18 protein-coding genes are annotated in these 21,333 nt (G+C 67.4%); 7 read left to right on the forward strand and 11 right to left on the reverse strand.

Features of this window, described 5'->3' with window-relative positions:
* Positions 1-106 precede the first annotated feature (106 nt).
* The 8 genes from KCI33_RS14630 to KCI33_RS14665 form a co-directional block, all read right to left on the reverse strand.
* Complete coding sequence (locus KCI33_RS14630; protein WP_212525544.1) at positions 107-1,072, reverse strand: ABC transporter ATP-binding protein; 966 nt, start codon at positions 1,070-1,072, stop codon at positions 107-109.
* Positions 1,069-2,040 carry an ABC transporter ATP-binding protein gene (locus KCI33_RS14635; RefSeq protein ID WP_212525545.1) on the reverse strand — a complete coding sequence of 324 codons (972 nt, stop codon included), beginning with the start codon at positions 2,038-2,040 and terminating at the stop codon, positions 1,069-1,071. The genes KCI33_RS14630 and KCI33_RS14635 overlap by 4 nt, the downstream gene beginning before the upstream one ends.
* 3 nt (positions 2,041-2,043) lie before the next feature.
* Positions 2,044-2,907, reverse strand: a complete 864-nt coding sequence (locus tag KCI33_RS14640) for an ABC transporter permease (RefSeq protein ID WP_212525546.1) — start codon at positions 2,905-2,907, stop codon at positions 2,044-2,046.
* A complete protein-coding gene (locus KCI33_RS14645; RefSeq protein ID WP_212525547.1) occupies positions 2,904-3,851 on the reverse strand; it encodes an ABC transporter permease in 948 nt (315 codons plus the stop codon). Before KCI33_RS14645 ends, KCI33_RS14640 begins: the two co-directional genes overlap by 4 nt.
* Before the next feature lie 25 nt (positions 3,852-3,876).
* Positions 3,877-5,424, reverse strand: a complete 1,548-nt coding sequence (locus tag KCI33_RS14650) for an ABC transporter substrate-binding protein (RefSeq protein WP_212525548.1) — start codon at positions 5,422-5,424, stop codon at positions 3,877-3,879.
* Positions 5,425-5,504: 80 nt separating this feature from the next.
* Entirely contained in the window at positions 5,505-6,287 is a 783-nt protein-coding gene (locus KCI33_RS14655; RefSeq protein WP_212525549.1) for an SDR family oxidoreductase, read from the reverse strand.
* Positions 6,288-6,473: 186 nt separating this feature from the next.
* Positions 6,474-8,108: a GMC family oxidoreductase N-terminal domain-containing protein gene (locus tag KCI33_RS18100; protein WP_212525550.1), complete on the reverse strand. Its 1,635-nt coding sequence runs from the start codon at positions 8,106-8,108 to the stop codon at positions 6,474-6,476.
* Positions 8,105-9,550, reverse strand: a complete 1,446-nt coding sequence (locus KCI33_RS14665) for an aldehyde dehydrogenase family protein (protein WP_212525551.1) — start codon at positions 9,548-9,550, stop codon at positions 8,105-8,107. Before KCI33_RS14665 ends, KCI33_RS18100 begins: the two co-directional genes overlap by 4 nt.
* Positions 9,551-9,760: 210 nt before the next feature.
* Here KCI33_RS14665 and KCI33_RS14670 point away from each other — a divergent pair, with 210 nt between their 5' ends.
* From KCI33_RS14670 to KCI33_RS14690, 5 genes are all read left to right on the forward strand, one after another.
* Entirely contained in the window at positions 9,761-10,675 is a 915-nt protein-coding gene (locus KCI33_RS14670) for a LysR family transcriptional regulator (protein WP_212525552.1), read from the forward strand.
* A gap of 72 nt (positions 10,676-10,747) precedes the next feature.
* Positions 10,748-12,277 (forward strand): M81 family metallopeptidase, encoded by a 1,530-nt coding sequence (locus tag KCI33_RS14675; RefSeq protein ID WP_282960741.1) that lies wholly within the window; start codon positions 10,748-10,750, stop codon positions 12,275-12,277.
* Between the two features lie 200 nt (positions 12,278-12,477).
* Positions 12,478-13,500 (forward strand): DctP family TRAP transporter solute-binding subunit, encoded by a 1,023-nt coding sequence (locus tag KCI33_RS14680; RefSeq protein ID WP_212525554.1) that lies wholly within the window; start codon positions 12,478-12,480, stop codon positions 13,498-13,500.
* A 108-nt stretch (positions 13,501-13,608) separates the two neighbouring features.
* Positions 13,609-14,115, forward strand: a complete 507-nt coding sequence (locus KCI33_RS14685; RefSeq protein WP_212525555.1) for a TRAP transporter small permease — start codon at positions 13,609-13,611, stop codon at positions 14,113-14,115.
* Positions 14,112-15,383, forward strand: coding sequence for a TRAP transporter large permease (locus KCI33_RS14690; protein ID WP_212525556.1), 1,272 nt, complete (start codon positions 14,112-14,114; stop codon positions 15,381-15,383). Before KCI33_RS14685 ends, KCI33_RS14690 begins: the two co-directional genes overlap by 4 nt.
* Positions 15,384-15,486: 103 nt before the next feature.
* On the opposite strand, the gene KCI33_RS14695 is transcribed toward KCI33_RS14690, so the two are convergent.
* From KCI33_RS14695 to KCI33_RS14705, 3 genes are all read right to left on the reverse strand, one after another.
* On the reverse strand, positions 15,487-16,638 hold the full coding sequence (locus KCI33_RS14695; RefSeq protein ID WP_212525557.1) for an alanine racemase: 1,152 nt from the start codon (positions 16,636-16,638) through the stop codon (positions 15,487-15,489).
* 155 nt (positions 16,639-16,793) lie between these two features.
* On the reverse strand, positions 16,794-17,594 hold the full coding sequence (locus tag KCI33_RS14700) for a glucose 1-dehydrogenase (RefSeq protein WP_212525558.1): 801 nt from the start codon (positions 17,592-17,594) through the stop codon (positions 16,794-16,796).
* 17 nt (positions 17,595-17,611) lie between these two features.
* Complete coding sequence (locus KCI33_RS14705) at positions 17,612-18,757, reverse strand: hypothetical protein (protein ID WP_212525559.1); 1,146 nt, start codon at positions 18,755-18,757, stop codon at positions 17,612-17,614.
* A gap of 196 nt (positions 18,758-18,953) precedes the next feature.
* Between KCI33_RS14705 and KCI33_RS14710 the strand changes: the two genes are divergently transcribed.
* Both KCI33_RS14710 and KCI33_RS14715 read left to right on the forward strand, forming a co-directional pair.
* Complete coding sequence (locus tag KCI33_RS14710) at positions 18,954-19,829, forward strand: NAD(P)-dependent oxidoreductase (RefSeq protein WP_212525560.1); 876 nt, start codon at positions 18,954-18,956, stop codon at positions 19,827-19,829.
* A gap of 230 nt (positions 19,830-20,059) precedes the next feature.
* Positions 20,060-21,286 carry a sugar ABC transporter substrate-binding protein gene (locus tag KCI33_RS14715; protein WP_212525561.1) on the forward strand — a complete coding sequence of 409 codons (1,227 nt, stop codon included), beginning with the start codon at positions 20,060-20,062 and terminating at the stop codon, positions 21,284-21,286.
* Positions 21,287-21,333 lie beyond the last annotated feature (47 nt).

Here is a 21,333-nt window from a genome sequence, read left to right on the forward strand (position 1 = left end):
CATCGTCATCGCCGGCAAATGGTGGCAGGACGCCCCCGCCGCGTGATCCTCCGCGCCGAGCGAGGCCTTCAGGCCCCGGCCCGGCGGCCGGGGCCTTCTTCTTGTCTCAGGCGTTGTGGCACGCCACCTTGCGGCCATCCCCGAGGTCGCGCAGCAGCGGGCGCTCGGCCCGGCACAGATCGGTCGCGATCGGGCAGCGGTCGTGGAAGGGGCAGCCCTGAAGCTGGGCGAAGCGGCTGGGCGGCTCGCCCTTCTCGATTCCGCCGGCGATGCGCTTGGTGGCGTCGAGGCGCGGCACCGAGGCGATCAGCAGCTGCGTGTAGGGGTGGCGCGGATCGGCGAAAAGGCCGGCGCCGTCGGCCATCTCCACCAGGTTGCCCATGTACATCACCGCCACCCGGTCGCTGATCTGCGCCACCACGCCCAGGTCGTGCGAGATGAACATCATGGTCAGGCCCATCTCCTCCTTCAAATCGGCCAGCAGGTTCAGCACCTGTGCCTGCACCGACACGTCCAGCGCCGAGACCGGCTCGTCCGCGATGATCAACTCGGGGGTGGGCAGCAAGGCGCGGGCGATGCCCACGCGCTGACGCTGGCCGCCGCTGAGCTGGTGCGGGTAGCGTTCCGCGAAGGAGGGGTCGAGCCCGACCTGGGTCAGGGTCTGCGCCACCAGTTCGGCGCGCTCCTCGCGGCTCTTGAAGACGCCGTGGATGTCGCCGGTCTCAGCCACCGAGTCGCCGATCGAGCGGCGCGGGTTGAGCGAGGCGTAGGGGTCCTGGAACACCATCCGCACCTTGAGCCGCAGGTCGCGCATGCGGCGGCGGTTCTCGGTGAAGATGTCGGCCCCGTTGAGCAGCGCCTCGCCGCCATCGGCGCTGGTCAGGCGGATGATGGTGCGCCCGATCGTGGTCTTGCCGCAGCCGGTTTCGCCGACGATCCCCAGCACCTCGCCACGATGCACGTCGAAGGAGACATCGTTGACGGCCTTGACCTCGTAGCTGGTGCCGTCCCGCCGCGCGGTGAAGCTCTTGCGCAGGTTGCGAAGCTCCAGAATGGTGTCGTGCTTGGTCATGTCAGCTCTCGCGATAGCGGGTGATGGCAATAGGCGGCGTGGGCGGGGCCGGCGGCGACGGCCGGGATCGCGCCCGAGCGGCACACCGGCTGGACGTGGTCGCAGCGCGGCGCGAACTTGCAGCCCTGCGGCACCTCGCCGGGCTTCGGCGCCTGGCCCGGAATGGTGCGGAACCGCCGGTGCCCGGCGCCGGGATCGGGCACGCAGCCCATCAGTCCGCCGGTATAGGGGTGCAGCGGGTTGCGGAACAGATCGGCCACCGGGCCGGTCTCGGCGAGCTTGCCGCCATACATCACCGCCACCCGGTCGGCGAGTTCCGACACCACGCCGAGGTCGTGGGTGATGAACAGCACCCCCATGTCGAAGGCGTCGCAGAGTTCGCGGATCAGGCTCAGCACCTGCATCTGCACCGTAACGTCGAGCGCGGTCGTCGGCTCGTCCGCGATCAGAACCTGCGGCCGGCAGGCCAGCGCGATGGCGATCATCACCCTCTGGCGCATGCCGCCCGACAGCTCGTGCGGATAGGCGTTGAGCTGCAGCCGCGCGTCGGGGATGCGGACCATTTCCAGCAGTTCACGGGCGCGGATGCGGGCGGTTTCCCCGGTGGAGCCGTCGTGGACGCGGACCGCCTCCTCGATCTGCTCGCCGATGCGCAGCACAGGGTTGAGCGATGTCATCGGCTCCTGAAAGATCATCGAGACGCCGCCGTGACCGCGCTCGACGCGCAGATGCGGCGGTTCCTCGGTGATGTCGGCGCCGTCGAGTTCGATCGCGCCTGAGCGGACCCAGATATGGGGATGCGGCAGCAGCCCCATGACGGCAAGCGAGGTGATGCTCTTGCCGCTGCCGGATTCACCGACCAACCCCAGCACCTCTCCCCGCTTGATCTCGAAGGACACGTCCGAGACGATGTCCAGTTCGGCCGAGGGCGAGCCTGCGGCCACGACCAGATTGCGGACCTTCAGCATGCGTTATCTCCTCTGCCGGTTGCTCAGCATCTCGCGGAAGCGCGGATCCAGGCGATCGCGCAGCACGTCGCCCACGAGGTTCAGCGAGAATGCGGTCAGAACGATCATCAGGCCGGGGTAGAACAGCAGCCACGGCGCGCGGGTGATGTAGATGCGCGACTCGGCCAGCATGTTGCCCCAGCTCGGGATTTCGGGCGGGGCGCCGAGACCGAGGAAGTCGAGCGAGGCCGCGCCGAGTTGGGCGAAGGCGAAGACGAAGCTTGCCTGAACCAGCAGCGGCGAGATCATGTTGGGCAGGATGTGCCTGCGGATCATCCACACGGTGCTCGCGCCCATCGAGCGCGCGGCCTCGACATAGGTTTCCTCGCGCAGGCGCAGCGTCACGCCATAGGTGATCCGCGCCGTGGTGGTCAGGTAGATCACCCCGATGGCGAGAATGGCGTTGGCCACGCTCTGGCCGAGGATCACGATCAGACCCAGCGCCAGCAGGAGCGACGGGAAGGCCATCATCACGTCGACCATCCGCATCAGCACGCGGCCGAGGCGGGGGAACAGCGCCGAGACGATGCCGATCGGCACACCGGTGGCCAGCGCGAAACTGACCACGCCGACGCCGATCAGCAGCGCCAGCCGCGAACCGTGCAGCACCCGGCTGAAGGTGTCGCGGCCGAAATGATCGGTGCCGAACAAGTGGCCCCAGCTGGGCGGGCTCAGGCGGTTGATGGGTTCGATCGCCTCCGGCGCATAGGGGGCGATCACATCGGCGCCCAGCGCGACGGTGACGATCGTCACCAGATAGACCAGTCCCAGCAGCGCGACGGGGCGCGCAGCGAAGACCGACAGGAATGAACGGAGTTTCGTGGTCATTCGAGGTCCACCCTGGGGTCAAGATAACGGTAGGAGATGTCCACCAGCAGGTTGATCACCAGGTAGAGGCAGACGATGACGAGGATGACGCCCTGGATCACCGGATAGTCGCGGCGCAGGATCGACTGGACCACCATCCGCCCGATGCCGGGCAGCGCGAAGACGGTCTCGGTCACCACAGCCTCGGAGATCAGGGCCGCGAAGGTGAAGCCGAAGGCCGACACCACCGCCAGCAGCGCGTTGCGCAGGATATGGCGCAGAACGACGCGGTAGGGGCGGATGCCCTTGGAGCGCGCGGTGCGGACGTAATCCTCCTTCGCGACGTCGAGCATGCTGGCCCGCGTCAGCCGCAGGATCAGCGCGGCGTTGGGCGCGGCCAGCGTCAGGCTGGGCAGCAGCAGGTAGCGCAGGTTCGACAGCCCCCCTTCCTCGAAGATCGAGGGGTAGCCGGAACTGGGCAGCCAGCCGAGGTTCGCCGCGAAGATCAGGATCAGGTAGAGGCCGACCCAGAAGGTCGGGATCGAGGCCAGCAGCATGGCGATCCCCGACAGGCCCTGGTCGATCCAGGTGCCCTGGCGGATCGCCGCCAGCACGCCCACCGGCACGCCCAGGGCGACGATCCAGACCATCGTCACGGTGGCCAGCAGCAAGCTGGTCTCGGCGCCGTCGCGGATGATCAGCGTCACCGGCTCCTGGAAGAAGATCGAGGTGCCCAGATCGCCGCGCAGGACATTCCCCGCCCAGTAGAAATACTGGACGTAGATCGGCTGGTCGTAACCCAGCCTGATGCGCAGGGCCTCGACCTGTTCGGGCGTTGCCTCGTCGCCGAGCATGACGTAGATCGGGTCGCCCGGAATGAGATGGATGAAGATGAAGATTACGATCGACGCGGCCACCAGGGTTGCGATGGCCGCGCCGGTCCTCTTCAGGACATAAGCCAGCATTGCTGCTTGGTCCTTTCCTTAGAGATCACTTGGAGACGCCCCAGAAGTGGGGCCAGATCAGGGTGGTCTCGCCCATGCCCTTCAGCGACGGCGAGGCGATGTCGTAGGAGTAGACGTCGCCGACCTTGATGGTGGGGACCTGCTCGTAGATCAGCGCCTGAAGCTCCGACCATGCAGCGCGGCGGGCAGCGAGATCCGAGGTGCCGGTGAACTTGGCCTTCAGGGCGGTCTTGTCCTCGGTCGCCCACCAGCCCGGATAGCTGTCGTTCAGCGCGGTCAGCAGGATCGGGTCGGGGATGTTGCCGTGATGGGTCACGAACATGTCCCACTGGTCGGGCTGGGCGCGCTTTTTCAGCAGCGTGGCCCAGTCGACCACGACCATCTGCACGTTGATGCCCGCGTCGGCCAGCTGGCGGGTGAACACCGTCGCCTGGTCGAAATGGGTCTTGTAGTTGGTCGAGACCAGCAGCTTGATCGGGGTGCCGTCATAGCCCGCGGCCGCCGCCATTTCCTTGGCCTTTTCCGGGTTGCCTTCGGAATAGGCCTCGGTGCCGGCCTCGGTGTACCAGATGTTGCCCTCGGGGAAGAACGAGCCGTTGGCCTTCCACAGCGCCTCTTCGCCGACCGAGACGCGCAGCGCCTCTTCCTTGTTGAGCGCGGTCTGGATGGCGCGGCGCAGTTCGAAGTTGTTGGCCAGCGGGCCTTCCTTCGAGTTCATGAACATCAGGCCGAAGATCGGCGCACCGCTGAGGTGGATCTTGACCGAGGGGTCATCCTTGAGCACGCCGTAAAGGTCGCCCGAGATGAACTCGGCATAGTCGTAGTCGCCCGCTTGCACGCCGCTGACGCGGGTGCCCACGTCGGGGACCGGAATGAAGCGGATGGCATCGACCTCGGCCACGCGCGCGCCGGCATAACCGTCGGCCGGGGCGTCAACGCCGACGTATTCGTCGAACTTCACCAACTCGACATGGCGGTTGCCGCGCCATTCCTTGAACTTGAACGGGCCGGTGCCGACATAGTTTTCCGGTGCGATCGGTTCGCCGGCCGCGGCGGTCACGATCTCGGACGGGTAGATCACCGGGCCGCCGTTCGGGAAAGCCAGCATGGATTTCCACGCGCCGTTCGGCTCGGACAGTTTCAGCGTGACCTCGTAGGGGCCGGTGGCCTCGAGCGAAGTGGCGTTCGCCATCAGAAGCTTGCCGCGCGCGCCGAACTCGCCCCAGCGCTTCAGCGAGGCGACGACGTCTTCGGCGGTCATCTCCTTGCCGTTGTGGAACTTCACGCCCTGGCGCAGGGTCATGACGATGGTGCGGCCGTCATCCAGCAACTGCTCGCCGCTGGCCAGCAGGGGCTGCGGCTCGAAGGTGGAATCGAAGGCGTAGAGCGTTTCGAACATGTGCTGGCCGATGGTCGCGGCGATGGTCGCCGTGCCCATGTGCACATCGAGGCTGGGCGGCTCGCCGATGGTGGCGTAGCGCAGGGTCTCGGCGCTGGCGCCGGTGACCGGGGCCAGCCCCGCGAGCAGCGCGAGCGCTGCTCCGCTGAGCAGGTTTCGGAGTGAATGTCGCATGGTGGTCTGCCTTTCCGGGTTGAAGTACGGATTCGGTGCTGCTCGATCTCGACGGCCTCGGGTTGGCGGCGTCCTGCCTGTCACCAGCAGGTGTAACCGCCGTCGATGACCAGCGAGGCGCCGGTCATGTAGCTTGCGCTGTCGCTGGCCAGGTAGACGGCCAGCGGGCCGATGTCCCTGGGATCGCCCAGGCGGCCCTGCGGGATGTTCCGCAAGATGCCCTCGATCACCTCGGGGTGTTTCTGCGACCACAGCTTGTTGGGCTCGGTGAGAAAGATGCCGGGGCAGATGGCGTTGACCGTGATGCCATGCGGCGCCCAGTCCACGGCGAGGCTGCGGGTCAGTTGCAGCACGCCGGCCTTGGCGGTCTCGTAGTGACGCCCGGCCAGGCCGCGCCCGGCGACGAGCGCGTTGATCGAGGCGATGTTGATGACCCGCCCGCCGGCGCCGCGCGCGATCATCGCGCCGCCGATGGCCTTGCAGCACAGGAAGGTGCTGGTCAGGTTCAGGTCCATCAACTCGCGCCACTGGTCCAGCGGCATGTCCTCGGTGGGCACGTTCACGCGCCGCCCGCCGACATTGTTGATCAGGATGTCGAAGGGACCGGCGGCATCGAGCGCCTCGGCGCAGGCGGCCTCGCAGGCGGCCGGGTCGCCGATATCGGCCTCGAAGGTCCAGGCCGTCCGGCCCAGTTCCCGAATCTCCTTCGCGGTGTTTTCCAGGCTTTCCGAGGGCCGCGCGACAAGCGCGACGTCAGCCCCGGCCGCCGCGATGGCCAGCGCCATTTCCCGGCCCAGGCCCCGGCTGCCGCCGGTAATGAACAGTTTTTTTCCGTCGAGACGGAAAAAATCGGAAAACCCCATTGAAACCCCCGATTTGTCGGACTAAATCGCCCCGCGGATAAGAATGTCCGGACGCGACATTTTTTCTGATTTCCCAACACGGTAGGCCATGCCCCCCGTCCCATGAAATGCCGATTTCAGATCGGCCAATGCAAATTAGGCATGGGGTGCAAAAGCCAGGACGGCCCGGTCGCGCCGGGCGCGGCCTCAGAGCGCGGCCGCCGGCAGCGGCACGCGGCCGAGGGCGAAATCCGCCGCCCGCTCGCCGATCATCAGAGCCGAGGCGTTGGTATTGGCGGCGGGCATGTCGGGGATGATCGAGGTGTCGGCCACCCGCAGCCCGGCGATTCCGTGCACGCGCAGTTCGTGATCCACCACGTTGCGCGGGTCCGCCGCCGGGCCCATCCGGCAGCTACCCATCAGGTGATAGGTGGTGTTTCCGGTCTGGCGCGCGTGCGCCAGCAGATCGGCATCGCTGGCCGCCGCCGCGCCGGGCCAGATCTCGTCCTCGACAAACCGCGCGAAGGGGTCGGCGCCTGCGATCCGGCGGGCCAGCCGCATGGCGGCCACGATGGCGCGCTGGTCGGTTTCCTCTCCCAGGTAGTTGGGCTGGATCTCGGGCGCCTGCTTCGGGTCGGGCGACAGGGCGCGGACATGGCCGCGGCTGAGCGGGCGCTGCTGCCAGCAGGCCATGGTCGCGCCGGGAAAGCGGTCCAGCCCCGACCACACGCCGCCGGGGTAGCTGGCCGGGGTGAAGGAGACCTGGATGTCGCTGCACGCCAGCCCGGGATCGGATTTGCCGAAGCAGTAGAGCAGGGTGGGGGTCAGCGCCAGCGCGCCCCTGCGGAACAGGGCGTAGCGCAGCACCTCGCGCAGCAGCGGCAGGCCGCGCACGCGTTCGTTGATCGTCTTTGCCCCGCGGATGCGCAGCACCATGCGCGCCGCGTAGTGGTCCTGAAGGTTCTCGCCGACGCCGGGCAGGGCGTGCAGCGGGGCCAGTCCGGCGGCGCGCAGACGTTCCGGGTCGCCGATGCCGGAAAGCTGCAGGATATGCGGCGACCCCACGGCGCCCGCCGACAGGATCACTTCGCGCCGGGCACGGACGATGTGTTCCCGCCCGCCAGCGATATAGGCGACACCGACGACGCGCCGGCCTTCGAGGACCAGGCGCTGAACATGGGCGCCGGTCCGCACATCGGTATTGCCCCGTCGCATCGCCGGGAACAGGAAGGCCCGCGCCGGGCTGACCCGCCGCCCGCGATGGATGGAGCGCTGGACATAGGCGATGCCGTCCTGCGTGGCGCCGTTGTAATCGGGGTTGCGCGGGATGCCGACCGTTCCGGCGGCGTCCATGAAGGCTTCGCACAGCGGCTCGGGCGCGTCGATGTCGGTGACGGTGAAGGGGCCGGAGCGGCCGCGATAGCGGTCGTCGCCGGGGCCGATCCGCCGCTCGCAGCGCGCGAAATAGGGCAGCACCTCGACGTAGGCCCAGCCGGGATTGCCCTGCGCCGCCCAGCCGTCGAAATCGGAGCGGTCGCCGCGGGTGTAGACATGGCCGTTGATCGCGCCGGTGCCGCCCAGCACCTTGCCCCGGCTTTGCAGGATCGAACGCCCCGCGGTGCCCGCCGAGGGCGCGGTGCGGAACATCCAGTCGATCTTCGGATTGCCCAGTGCATAGACCACCGCGGCCGGCACATGGATGGCGAGGTGGCGGTCATGGCCGCCGGCCTCCAGCACGCAGACGGTGCCGGCATTGGCTTCGGACAGCCGCCCGGCCACGACCGAGCCCGCGCTGCCCGCGCCGATCACCACATAGTCGAAGGTCTCCTCCGTCGGCGTCACAGCTTGATGCCGACATTCTTGGTCTGGACGTAGCCCAGCAGCGCCTCCTGGCCCTTTTCGCGGCCATAGCCCGACCGTTTCATGCCGCCGAAGGGGGTCTCGACCCCGCCGGCCCACCACTGGTTGACATAGACCTGTCCCGCGACCAGCCGATCGGCCACTGTATGGGCGAGGCTGAGGTCGCGGGTGTAGAGGCCCGCGGCCAGCCCGTAGTCGGTGCCGTTGGCGATGGCGATGGCCTCTTCGGTCTCGTCGAAGGGGATCACCACGACGACGGGGCCGAAGAATTCCTCCTGCGCGATGCGCATGTCGGGGCGCACATCCCTGAACACGGTCGGGGTCATGAAGAACCCGTCGAGAGCCGCGACCCGCGTGCCGCCGGTGGCCAGCGTCGCGCCTTCCGCGACGCCGACGCGGCACAGCGCCTCGACGCGCTCCAGCTGGCGGGCCGAGATCAGCGGGCCGAGGTCGCAGCCGTCGATGCCGGGGCCGACGCTGAGCGCCTCGGCCCGCGTGACAAGCCGCGCCACCACCTGATCGTAGACGGAGCGGTGCACGATCAGCCGCGACCCGGCCGAACAGATCTGGCCGGCATGCTTGAAGATGCCCGCCGCGGCGCTGGCCGCGACCTGGTCGAGATCGGCATCGGGAAAGACGATGCCGCCGGATTTGCCGCCCAGTTCCATCACGCAGGGGATCACCCGCTCGGCGGCGGCGCGCAGCACGCTCTTGCCGGTCTCGACCGAGCCGGTGAACACGATGTGGTCGATGTCGTGATGGCTGGCCAGCGCGGCGCCGGCCTCCGATCCGAGCCCGCAGACGATGTTGACCGCGCCCGCGGGCACGCCGGCGCGCTCGCATGCCTCGGCGAAGAGGAACAGGCTGAGCGGCGAATCCTCGGGCGATTTCAGCACCACGGTGTTGCCGGTGACCAGCGCGCAGGCGATCGAGCGCGCGCCCACCGGCAGCGGCCCGTTCCAGGGCACGATCTGCGCCGACACGCCATAGGGGGCGTGGATGGTGTAATCCAGCAGCCCGGCGCCGAGCGGGATCTGCCGCCCCTCCAGCTTGTCGGCCATGCCTCCGTAATAACGCAGGTAGCGCTGGGTCAGCGGGATCTCGGCCCGGCCGTTGGCCAGCGTCTTGCCGTTGTCGAAACATTCCACGGTGGCGATCTCGTCGGCGGCCTTGTCCAGTTCGTCGGCGATGCGGAACATCAGCGCGCCGCGTTCATGAGGTGCCATGTCCTGCAGCACACGGGCGTTGAAACAGGTGCGCGCCGCGGCGACCGCGGCGTCGATGTCCTGCGCGGTGCCGCGGGCGACATCGCAGATATGCTGGCCGGTGGCCGGGTCGCTGACGGCCAGGCGTCCGTTGTCGGACCCGTCCACCCATTTCCCGCCGATGTAGTTCTTCCAGTAGGGGCGAATCTCGGTGATCATGGCGCTCTCCGGCAGAGGCAGGCGGGGGCCTGCGGGCAAGTTGCATTGGGTATGGCGATATTCACCGGCGGCGGGCGCGAAGGCGAATGCTGAAATCGGATGCCACCATGCCGATCATGCATGCGAGGGGCCCTTTCCTTGGCGAGCGCCGTTCTGTTAGGGTTAACACAACATCGCCCCGACAGGGCGACTCTCCGCCGGGAAAACACAATGGAAATCAAGTGGCTTTTGGATTTTCTCTCGCTCGTCGACACGCGGAACTTCTCGCGTTCGGCGGATGAGCGAGCGACGACCCAGCCCGCCTTCAGCCGCCGGATCAAGGCGCTGGAGGAATGGATCGGGGCCACGCTGTTCGACCGCAGCAAGCACCCAATCGAGCTGACGGCGGCCGGCCACAGGTTCCGCCCGGTGGCCGAAGAGGTTCTGCGCCGCCTTCTGCAGAGCCGCGAGGAGATCCAGCAGATCGGCCAGCATTCCGAAAGCACGATCTCCTTTGCCGCGACGCACAGCCTGTCGCTGGTGTTCTTCCCGCGCTGGATCCGCGGGATCGAACGGGAGACCGGGATCCTGCGCACGCGCCTCGATTCGAACCAGATCGCCAACTGCGTGCAGTCGCTGCTGCGCGGGGAATGCCATTTCATGATCAGCCCGACCCACACGACGGTGGAGATGCAGCTGCCCGAGGACAGGTTCACCTCGATCGCCGTGGGCGAGGATCGGCTGATGCCGGTCTCCGCGCCGGACGCGGGGGGCAGGCCGATCCACTGCCTGCCGGGCAGCAAGGACCGGGCGGTGGATTATCTCGCCTATGTCGGTTCGGCCGCCAGCGGCCGCGCGGTGGAGTTCCTGCTGAAACATCACGAGCGCGCGCCGGTGCTGCAACGGGTGTTCGACTCGCATCTGGCGGGGGTGCTGAAATCCATGGCGACGCAGGGGCGCGGCGTGGCCTGGCTGCCCGAGAGCGAGATCCTGCCCGAGCTGGAAACCGGCGCCCTGGTCCTGGCCGGCGACGGCAGTTACATCATTCCCTCCGAAATCCGGCTGTTCCGCAGCCGGGAGCCGCTGCCGCGCGCGGCGGAGGAATTCTGGCTGCGGCTGACCGATGCAGGATCGGCATCGGCATAGACGGAGCTTGCATTGGTCGGCTCCGGCCAAGGCCGCTAAGTTCGAGACATCAAAAACATGAGGTCCGAACATATGCCCGAAGAACAGCCGTGCAGGGTAGCCCTCCTTGGCCTGATGCTCGAAAGCAATAGCTTTGCTCCGGTCACCACCGAAGAGGACTATGTCAACCGCGTCTACCTGGCAGGGGACGAGATCACCGCAGACCTGGCCAGCGCGGACCCCATGCTGCCGACCGAACTGCGCGGCTTCTGCAAGGAGATGGACAGCCGAATCGACTGGACACCGGTGCCCATCCTGGTGGGCCTGGTCGAGGCGGGCGGGCCGCTGGACCACAAATTCTTCGAGCTGACCCGCAACGAGATGAAGCGCCGGCTGGAGGCCGCGATGCCGCTCGATGCGGTCTATATCTCCAACCACGGCGCGATGATCACGACCGAGAACAACGACCCCGACGGCGAGATCTTCGCCATGGTGCGCGAGGTCGTGGGCCCCGACGTGCCGATCGTCGTGACGCTGGACCTGCACGGCAATGTCTCGCAGCGCATGGTCGATTGCGCCGACGTGATCGTGGCCTATCGCACCAATCCCCATGTCGACATGCTGGAGCGGGGCAAGGAGGCCGCGGGCGCCCTGCTGGAGCTGTTCGGCGGCTTGGAGCCCGACGTGGCCTTCCTGCGCCTGCCGGTCACGCCGCCCACCGTGACCCTCCTGACCGAGAGCGGCCCCTATGCCGATCTCATCAATTTCGGCCAGTCGCTGATCGACGAGGACATCCTCAACGTCTCGATCCTGGGCGGCTTCGCCTACAGCGACACGCCCAAGAACGGCCTGGCAATCATCGTGACGGCGCGCAGTGCCAACGGCGCGGCGCAGCGCGTCGCCCGCCAGATCGCCGCGCGGGCCTGGGCCGAGCATGAGCGCTATACCCCGATCATCACCCCACTGGAGGAGGCCGTGGAGCGCGTGCTGGAGGTCGGCCGCGACCCCAGCCTCAAGCCGGTGATCCTGGCCGATGTGGCCGACAACCCGGGCGGCGGCGGCAACGGCAACACGATGTGGATCATCGAGGCCCTGCACAGGGCCGGGGCGACCGGCGTGATCGCGGGCGTGATCAACGACCCGGCGCTCGCCGCCGAGGCCACGCGGCTGGGCGAGGGCGCGCGCTTCGCCGCGGTGTTCAACCGCGACGAGCCCGACCAGTTCTCGCGCCGTTTCGAGGTGCAGGCGACGGTGGTGCGGGTGCGCGACGGCGATTGCGTCGGGCGCCGCGGCTTCTACGCGGGGCGGCGGATGAAGCTCGGCCGCACGGCGCTGCTCGATCTCGGCGGCATCCAGGTCGTGGTGATCTCGATCCGCACCCAGTGCGCCGATCCGGTCTTCCTCGAGATGATGGGGCTGGACATCGCCAAGGCGCGGGCCGTGGTAGTGAAGTCGCGCGGCCATTTCCGCGCCGGCTTCAACGAATTCTTCGGCCCCGACCAGGTCATCGAGGTGGACGCGCCCGGACTGACCTCGCCGATTCTGTCGCGCTTCGATTTCAGGAACCTCCCGCGCCCGGTCTTCCCGGTGGACACCAAGGTGGACTGGGCCGTCCCGGCCTGACCCGAACGGGGCAGCGCCGCGACCCTCCGACCGCCCCCGGCCACGCGCCGGCGGGCGGTTTTTTCGGTGGCGCGCCGGCCGTCATACCATTGCGGCATGGCGCGATCAGGTCTTTGCATTTTCTTTGAAAGCAGGACGCCCGTAAGCTTTTTTGGGCGATATTTTCTGCGCTTCCAACAGGGAAACAAGAAATGGAAAAGATGAACAAATCACTCAAGAAGACTCTGGCAGCCGCGGCCGCCGCCGCTCTGCTTGCCGCGGTTCCGGCCGCGGCCGAGACCATCAAGTTCGGCATGAACGCGCCGCAGGGCGACAACCCCGAATGGAACGCGCTGGTCGCGTTCAAGAACCACGTTGAATACAAGACCGAGGGCGAGATCAGCGTCCAGCTCTTCCCCAGCGCGCAACTGGGTGCTGAGCGCGCCTGCGCCGAGCAGGTGCAGCAGGGCACCGTCGAGGTCTGCCTGGTGGACACCGGCGCACTGGCCGGCTTCTACAATGACATCCAGGTGCTCTCGATCCCCTATCTGTTCAAGTCGTCTGCCCACGCCTGGAAGGTGTTCGACAGCAAGTTCTTCGCCGACCTGGCCGAGGACATGCGCGCCCAGACCGGCATCCGCGTGATGGCCTGGGGCGAGAACGGCTTCCGCGACTTCACCAACAACGTGCGCCCGATCCGCAGCCCCGAGGACCTCGACGGCCTGAAGATGCGCGTCATGGAAAGCCCGGTCTTCATCCGCTTCGTCGAATCCTTCGGCGCCGCGGCGACCCCGATGCCGGGCTCCGAGATCATCATGGCCGCCAAGCAGGGCGTGATCGACGGGCAGGAGAACCCCGCCCAGGTGAACTATGACTACAACCTGATGGACGTGCAGAAATTCATGTCCACCGACGAGCACATCCTGGGCGTGCACGCCTACATCATCTCGGACAAGTTCTTCGACAAGCTGACCGACGACCAGAAGGCGGTGGTGATGGAGGCGGCGCTGCTGGCCTCGCGCGTCGAGAACACCCAGAAGCTGGCCGGGGCGAAGAAATACATCGACCTGATCAAGGAGAAGGGCGTCGAGGTCCACATGACCACGATGGCCGAGAAGGCCGCCTTCGCCGAGGTCTCGCAGGAGCCGGTGCTGGAGTATCTGCGCGAGCAGGTCGGCGCCGAGCTGGTGCAGGCGCTGCTTGACACCGCCGCGACCTACGAGCCGGAGCTTTACGGCAAGTAAGCCGCTGGCTTGAATGAAGTGGGACGGGAAGCGCCGCGCGCGCTTCCCGTTCGCCGCTGTCCGGCCGTCGGGCCGGGGGGGCAACGGGGCAGGGCAGGAGGCGTGAACGTGCAGCGCACGGTTTTGAGATGGGTTCGGATCCTGGCCGGGGGGACGGAGGTTGTAACGGCCCTCCTTCTGGTCTCGGTGATCGGCATGAACCTGGCGCAGGTGTTTTTCAGATATGTTCTGGTCGATCCGATCTCCTGGTCGGAGGAAACCATGCGCTATGCCACCACCTGGATGGTGATGCTGGCCGCGGCGCCGGCGCTGCTGCGCCGCGAGCACATGGAGGTCAGCCTTTTCGACTCGGTGCGCTCCGAGGCGCTGCGCCGGGCGGTGGGGATGCTCGTCCATCTCTGCGTGGCGGGCTTCTGCCTGCTGCTGATGTGGAAGGGTTTCCCGGCGGCGATCGACAACATGCGGCAGGTCTCTCCGGCGATCCGCGTGCCGATGACGCTGCCCTACATGGCGATCCCGGTCGGCGCGGTGCTGATCCTGATCAACACGATCTGCATGATGGTTCTGCCGGCCGAGGCGCTGGCGTCGATGGAAGACGGGGAGGGCGCGCCATGATCGCTATGGCTGTTGTGTTCGTGCTGACGCTGGCGATCGGCGTGCCGATCGTCTTTTCGCTGGGCATCGCGGGGGCGGTGGGGCTCTGGGCGCTGGACCTGGACCTGATCACGGTGCCCACGCGGCTGTTCACCGGAATGGACAATTTCGTGCTGCTGGCCGCGCCCTTCTACATCCTCGCGGGCGAGATCATGAACCGCGGCGGCATCACCGTGCGGCTGATCCGTCTTGCCGGGCTGATCACGCGCGGGGTGCCGGGCGGGACGGCCTATGCCAACGTGTCGTCCTCGGTGCTGTTCGCCGGCATCTCGGGCGCGGCGGTGGCCGACACCGCGGCGCTGGGGCAGGTGTTCATCAAGGGCATGCCCGAGGAAGGCTACGACAAGAACTACGCCGCCGCCGTCACCATCGCCTCCTCGATCATCGGGCCGATCATCCCGCCCTCGGTGATCATGATCATCTATGCCGCGGTGACGCGGTTGTCGGTGATCGACCTGTTCGTGGCGGGCATCGTTCCGGGCTTCCTGCTGGCGGGCGCGATGTGGCTGGTGATCTTCCTGCAGGCGCGCGGCGGCCGGCTGCCGCGCTCGCAGCACCGGGTGGAGCGGGACGAGGTCATGGTCATGGTCCGCGACGGCCTCTTGGTGATGGGCCTGCCGGCGCTGATCGTGGGCGGCACGCTGATGGGCGTGTTCACCGCGACCGAGGCGGGCGGCGTGGCGGTGGTCTACGCGCTGCTGGTCTCGTGGCTGGCCTTCGGCACGATGGACCTGGCCACGCTGTGGGATTCGCTGAAGCGCGCGGCGCGCATCACCGCGACGATCTACCTGATCATCGCCGCGGCGACGGTGGTCTCCTACGTCCTGACCATCGGCGGGATCGGGATGATGGTGCAGTCCTTCGCGGCGCATTTCGCGGGCAACCCGACGCTGTTCCTGCTGGCGCTGGCGGCGGTGCTGCTGCTGGTCGGCACCTTCCTTGAGCCGGGCGCCGCGATCGTGCTGATCGTGCCGATGCTGATGCCGGTGACCGCCTCGATGGGGATCGAGCCGATGCAGATGGGCATGGTGGTGATCCTGACGCTCACGCTGGGGCTGATCACGCCGCCCGTGGGCGTCTGCCTGTTCGTGGCCTGCCGGATCGCCGACAGTCCGGTGCTGCCGATCTTCCGCGCGGTTCTGCCCTTCCTGGCGGTGGAACTCGGCGTCGTGGTCCTGCTGGTGCTGGTCCCCGAGCTGACCTCGACCCTGCCGGCGCTGATGCGCTGAGACATGCCGCGCTGCGGCGAGGTCCCGACGAAACAAAGCGCCCGGCCGAAAGGCCGGGCGCTTTTTCCTTGTCGCCTCGCCCCCCGGGGGGCAGCGGGCGCGTTTACCAGCCGTTGACGCGCGACCAGACCGCCACGATGTCCGTGCCGTTGCCGCTTTCGCTGTCCACGACGTGATAGCGGTCATACATCGCCGCCGTCATGCAGACATGGTTGGGGTAGACCCGCAGACGGTGGCCGATGGGGTAGTCCTGCAACCGCTGCCCCTCGGGCATGTGCACGAGGCCATGTTCCTGGAACACCCGCTCGACGATCATCTGGGGCGCGATCACCCGGCCCGCGACGTCCCCGACAAGGCCGAAGCCGACATCGTTGGCCACCTTCTCGGTGCTGCGGTCCTTGGACAGGGCCAGCGCGCCGGCATCGACCGTCAGGTGGCCAAGGTCCGGGCGGTGGCTGGACACGTCCGTCAGCACCGAAACCGCCAGATCGTCGAGCGTGCAGGAGCCGATCTGCGCCTGGAACACGTCGCCGAACATGTAGACCCCGGCGCGGGTCTCGGTGATGCCGTCGAGGTTGCGCGCATAGAGCGCCGTGGGGGTGGAGCCCACGCTGACGGTGTTGCATTCGATGCCCAGGGCACGCACCGCCTCGGCCGCGGTCACGGCGGCCAGGCGCTCGGTCTCGGCCAGCGCCTCGATCTCGGCGAGCGAGCGGCAGGCATAGGAATGGCCGGCGTGGGTCATCACCCCGTCGAAGGCGATGTTGGGCGCGGCGTCGAGGATGCGCGCGATCTCCCCCACCTGGTCGGAGTGGGGCAGGACCCCGGTGCGGTTCTCGCCGCAATCGACCTCGATCTGGACGTGGAACACCGCGTCGATCACGCCGTTCATGTCGGCGATGGCGCGGGCGACCTCGACGCTGTCGGTGATCAGGGCGATCTTGGCGCCGCCGGCCTGGATCGCGGCCACGCGCGCCAGTTTGTCGGGGGTGATGCAGACCGCATACTGGATGTCGCGGATGCCCTGGCCCGCGAAATACGCGGCCTCGCACAGGGTGGAGACGGCGATGCCCTGCGTCTGCTCGTCCAGCACCATGTGCGCCACGTCGATCGACTTGGCGGTTTTCAGATGCGGGCGCAGGGCGATGCCGTTGCGGGCGCAGGCCGCGGCCATGCGGCGGATGTTACGCGCCAGTTTCGCACGGTCGAGCACGAGGCTCGGGGTGGGGAGATCGAACAGCGTTTTCGGGGTCATTGTTGTCCAGCCCTTCTGGGTATTGGTGTCGTTGGCAGCGCGCCGCCGCAGCCGGGGCACCGGCGCGGCCCTGCGCGTTTCTTCGGGATATCCGCCGGGGGCGCGATGGGGGGAAATCCGCCCAAAACTTCGAGCGATACTTTAAATGATGCCTGTTAGTCTTTGGATTCCAATATGAATTCGTCAATCATGACGTTCATTCCGGCAAGCAGCCCGCCATCCACCGGCAGCGCCACGCCGGTGATGTAACCGGCATCGTCCGACGCTAGGAAAGAGACCGCCTTGGCCACGTCCTCGGGCTCGGCGACGCGGCCCAGCGGATACCAGCGCGCGAGTTTCTGGAACACCTCGGGGTCCTTCTTGATGCGGATTTCCCAGGATACGTTCTCGGTGCGGACGGAGCCGGGCAGCACCGCGTTGCAGCGGATGCCGTGCTTGCCGTATTCCGAGGCGACCGCCTGGGTGAGGTTGATCACCCCGGCCTTGGCCGCGCTGTAGGCGGGGTTGCCGAAATAGCGCACGCCGTTCACCGACGAGATGTTGACGATGACGCCGCCGCCGCGGGCCTTCATGCCGGGCAGCACCGCGCGCAGGCAATGGTAGGGGCCGTTGAGATTGACCTCGACCTCGCGGTGCCAGACCTTCAGCGCGATCCGGTCGAGATCGCCGGCATCGGTGAAGCCGGCGTTGTTGACCAGCAGCGTGACGGGCCCGAGGGCCGCCTCGGCGCCCGCCACCGCGCCTTCGACCGCGGCGAAATCGGTGATGTCGGCGACCTCGCAATGGGCCCTGTGGCCAGCCTCGCGCAGCAGCCTGACGGTTTCCTGAGCCTGCTCGGCGTTGATGTCCAGAACGCAGACCGCCGCGCCCTCCCGTGCCAGCCGCAGGGCGATGGCACGGCCGATGCCGTGCCCGGCGCCGGTGACCAGCGCCACGGTGTCGGAGTGATCGGGCATGGGAGATCCTTTCGTGATCAGGCCAGCGCGGATGCGATCCAGTCCAGGGACTGCAGCCGCATGTGGCCGTAGTTATAAAAAGAGACCGACGTCGGGCCGAGCGCGCGCAGGGCCTGAACGGCCCGTGCCACGTCGCCCGCGTCGGTCAGGTGGGGAAAGGTTGGGCGCAGGATGAAGCCGATCTCGGCCTCGGCGCCCGCGGCGGCACGCACCTCGGCGGCATCGCCGGCGATGTCGGCCACGCCGCAGCGATAGGCGGGCACCTCGAGCCGGTCGGCCGCGGTGGCGAGGCGGGACAGGTCGCTGCCCTCGATCCAGCACAGGCTGTTCGGCGTCTGGGTGGTGGGGATCACGGCCAGCCGCACCTCGGGGGGCAGTTCGGCGCGGATTTCGGCGACCAGCGCGGCCACGGTCGCGGCGCGCCAGTCGTGCAGGGCGCGCCAGTCGGGGTCGGTGGCCGGATCGGTCGCGGGCGGCGCGCCGGTCTCGAAAAACCGGTCGAGCTGCGCGGCCGTGTCGCGCGCCAGCCGACCCATGTCCAGCCCCTGCGCCCGCGCGCCCTTGCGGCAGGCCGGGCAGAAGCAGGTGCCGAGCATGGTCTGCACCGCCTCCGGCAGGTCCACCAGTTCGAACTCGTGGTGATGGCCGTGGCGGAACGCCTGCCAGCCCGGCGTCTCCAGCGCGATCTCGCGCACGCCCGGCTGGGCGGCGGTGTCGGCACAGAGCGCGGTCAGGTAGTGACGCACCTCCGGCTGCGCCGTGCACAGCGAATTGATCAGCCGGTCGCCGTAGACGGTCTGCGCGGCCAGCTCCGGGTGGGACTGGCCCAGGCGAGAGTTGTGCAGGCCGACCGTCCAGGCCGTGACGCCCAGGTCGGGGGCGTGGCGGCTCAGCTCGGCCAGCGCGTCGTAACCCTCGGCCAGCCGTGCGCGGAGCGGCGCCAGCTGGCGGTAGCGCGCTGCATCGGGTTCGAAATAGACGGTGCCGCCCTCGGGGAAATAAACCTTGCCGCCGGGCGAATGCGGGCGCAGGAACTTGCCCGAGTGATAGCTGGTGGCCAGCGCAACGGAGTCGATTCCCGCCGCCCGCAGCCGGCCTGCCACGGCACCTGCGCCTTCGTCGCGCAGGTCCCAAGGATAGAGATACATGATATGCCGTGTCATCGCGGCGCTTCTGGTCCGGTCTGATTTGTCGTTGTGGTCAGGGTAGGGGAGGCATGCCCGCGCGACCAATGCCGAGAAAACATCGCGGAATTCAAAATCGGCATTCGGCATTCCGGCCCCGGCCGCCGTAGTCTGAACGAAACGTGTGCCGCGCCGCCCCCGCGGTCGTGGCGCCTGCGAAAAACAGGAGACTGAAATGAAGAACATCGTTGTCACGGGCGGGAGCGGAAAGGCCGGGCGCGCCGTGTGCCGGCACCTGGTCGAGCAGGGCTACAAGGTTCTGAACATCGACGTTCAACCCTCGTCCGATCCCGTCTGCCCGTTCTACAAGGTCGATCTGAACGACCGCGGGCAGGTGATGGACGCGCTGCAATGGACGGGCGGCAAGGATCACCCCTTCCGCGAATTCAGCACGCCCGACGCGGTGGTGCATTTCGCCGCAATTCCGGCGCCCGACCTGATGCCCGAGGACGTGACCTTCCGCAACAACATGGTCACCACCTACAACGTCTTCGACGCCGCGCTGCGCGTGGGCGTCAAGCGCATCGTCTGGGCTTCGAGCGAGACCACGCTGGGCCTGCCCTTCAGCCCCGAAAACCCGCCCGCCTACGCGCCGGTGGACGAGAATCATCCGATGCGGCCGGAAAGCGCCTATTCGCTGTCCAAGGACCTGGGCGAGGAGATGGCGCGCCAGATGCAGCGCTGGAACCCCGACAGCACCTTCATCGGCCTGCGCCTGTCCAACGTGATGGAGCCGGGCGATTACGCGCGCTTCCCCACCTGGCAGGATGACCCGAATTTCCGTCAGTGGAACCTGTGGGGCTATATCGACGCGCGCGACTGCGCGCAGGCAGTGCGCAAGGCGCTGCATGTCGATTTCGTGGGCGCCGATCATTTCATCATCGCCAATGCCGACACGGTGATGGAGAAGACCAGCGCCGAGTTGATGGCCGAGGTTTACCCCGACGTGCCGGTCACCGGCGCGCTGGAGGCTCACCAGACCCTGCTGTCGATCGACAAGGCCCGGCGCGTGCTGGGCTACGAGCCGGAGTTTTCCTGGCGCGCAGGCTGAGCCGCGGCCGCGCGCCGCTGCGCGACACCAGGCCCGGCCGCCCTCGCGCGGCCGGGCCTGTCGTGCTGGACGGTCCCGGGAGGCGCTGATGCCTGATCTACATCGGTCCATGCAATAATTCTATTTTCAACGGCAGCGCTTTCACCGCAGACTTGTTTCGTCATTCCGTTACGGCAACGCCTTTCGGGCGCGGCTGATGCGGCAAAAAAGTTCGACAGAGGAGAGAACCGATGACCCCCGCAAAGAGGACGACCCTGGCCGCATCGGCCCTGACGCTGAGCGTCATGGCCGGAGCCGCCTTCGCCGACACCACGGTGGATTTCACCGTGGCCGAATACAGTTCCAAGACCGGGCCGTTTTTCGAAGAGGTGGCTGCCGCCTTCGAAAAGGAGAATCCCGGCATCGACATCAATATCGAAGTGGTGCCGTGGGACACGCTGCTGCAGCGCCTGACCACCGACATCGCCGGCGGCGCCGCGCCCGACATCTCGATCATCGGCACGCGCTGGCTGCTGGACTTCGCCGAGCAGGGAATCGCCGAGCCGGTGGACGACTACCTGACGCCCGAGTTCAAGAGCACCTTCATCGACACCTTCATGGCGCCCTCGGTGATCGACGGCAAGATCATGGGCCTGCCGGTGGCGGCCTCGGCGCGCGCGATGCTGGTCAACATGGACCTGTTCGAGAAGGCCGGCGCCAAGCCGCCGGAGACCTGGGACGAACTCTATGACGCCGCGCAGAAGATCTCGGCGCTGCCCGACAGCTACGGCTTCGGTCTGCAGGGCAAGGAGATCGAGACCGACGCCTATTTCTACTACTCGCTGTGGACCCACGGCGGGGACATCCTGAACGCGGACGGCACGTCGGGCCTGGCCGCGCCCGAGGCGATCGAGGCGGCCTCGCTCTACAAGAAGATGCTGGACGAGGGCCTGACCCAGCCGTCGCCCACCAACTACAGCCGCGAAGATCTGTTCAACCTGTTCAAGCAGGGCAAGGTCGGCATGGTCTTCACCTTCCCGATGCTGATCCCGCAGATCAAGGAAGAGGCGCCCGACCTGAACTACCAGGTCATGCCGTTCCCGGAAAAGGCGGCCAAGGCCACCTATGGCGTAACCGACACGCTGATGATGTTCGCGGACTCCGACGTCAAGCAAGAGGCGTGGAAGTTCATCGAGTTCGCCTACAAGGACGAATGGCGCACCAAGTTCGACCACGGCGAGGGCTTCCTGCCGGTGACCAAGAACGTCGCCGCCGAGGACTACTACAAGACCGACAAGGACATCGCGGGCTTCGCCGCCGGTCTGCCCTACGCCAAGTTCGCGCCGACGATCGCCAACTGGGAAGAGATCGCCGACGTGACCGTGCGCGCGCTGCAGCGTGTCTATCTGGGGCAGGAGACCCCCGAAGAGGCGCTGACCGCCGCCGCCGCCGAGATCAACAAGATCCGTGGCAAATGAACCTCAACCTGATGGGGGCGGCCTCGTGCCGCCCCTTCTTTTCCGGC

Origin of the sequence: Actibacterium sp. MT2.3-13A (assembly GCF_018139985.1) — a bacterium.
Taxonomy (GTDB): Bacteria; Pseudomonadota; Alphaproteobacteria; order Rhodobacterales; family Rhodobacteraceae; genus JAGSOU01.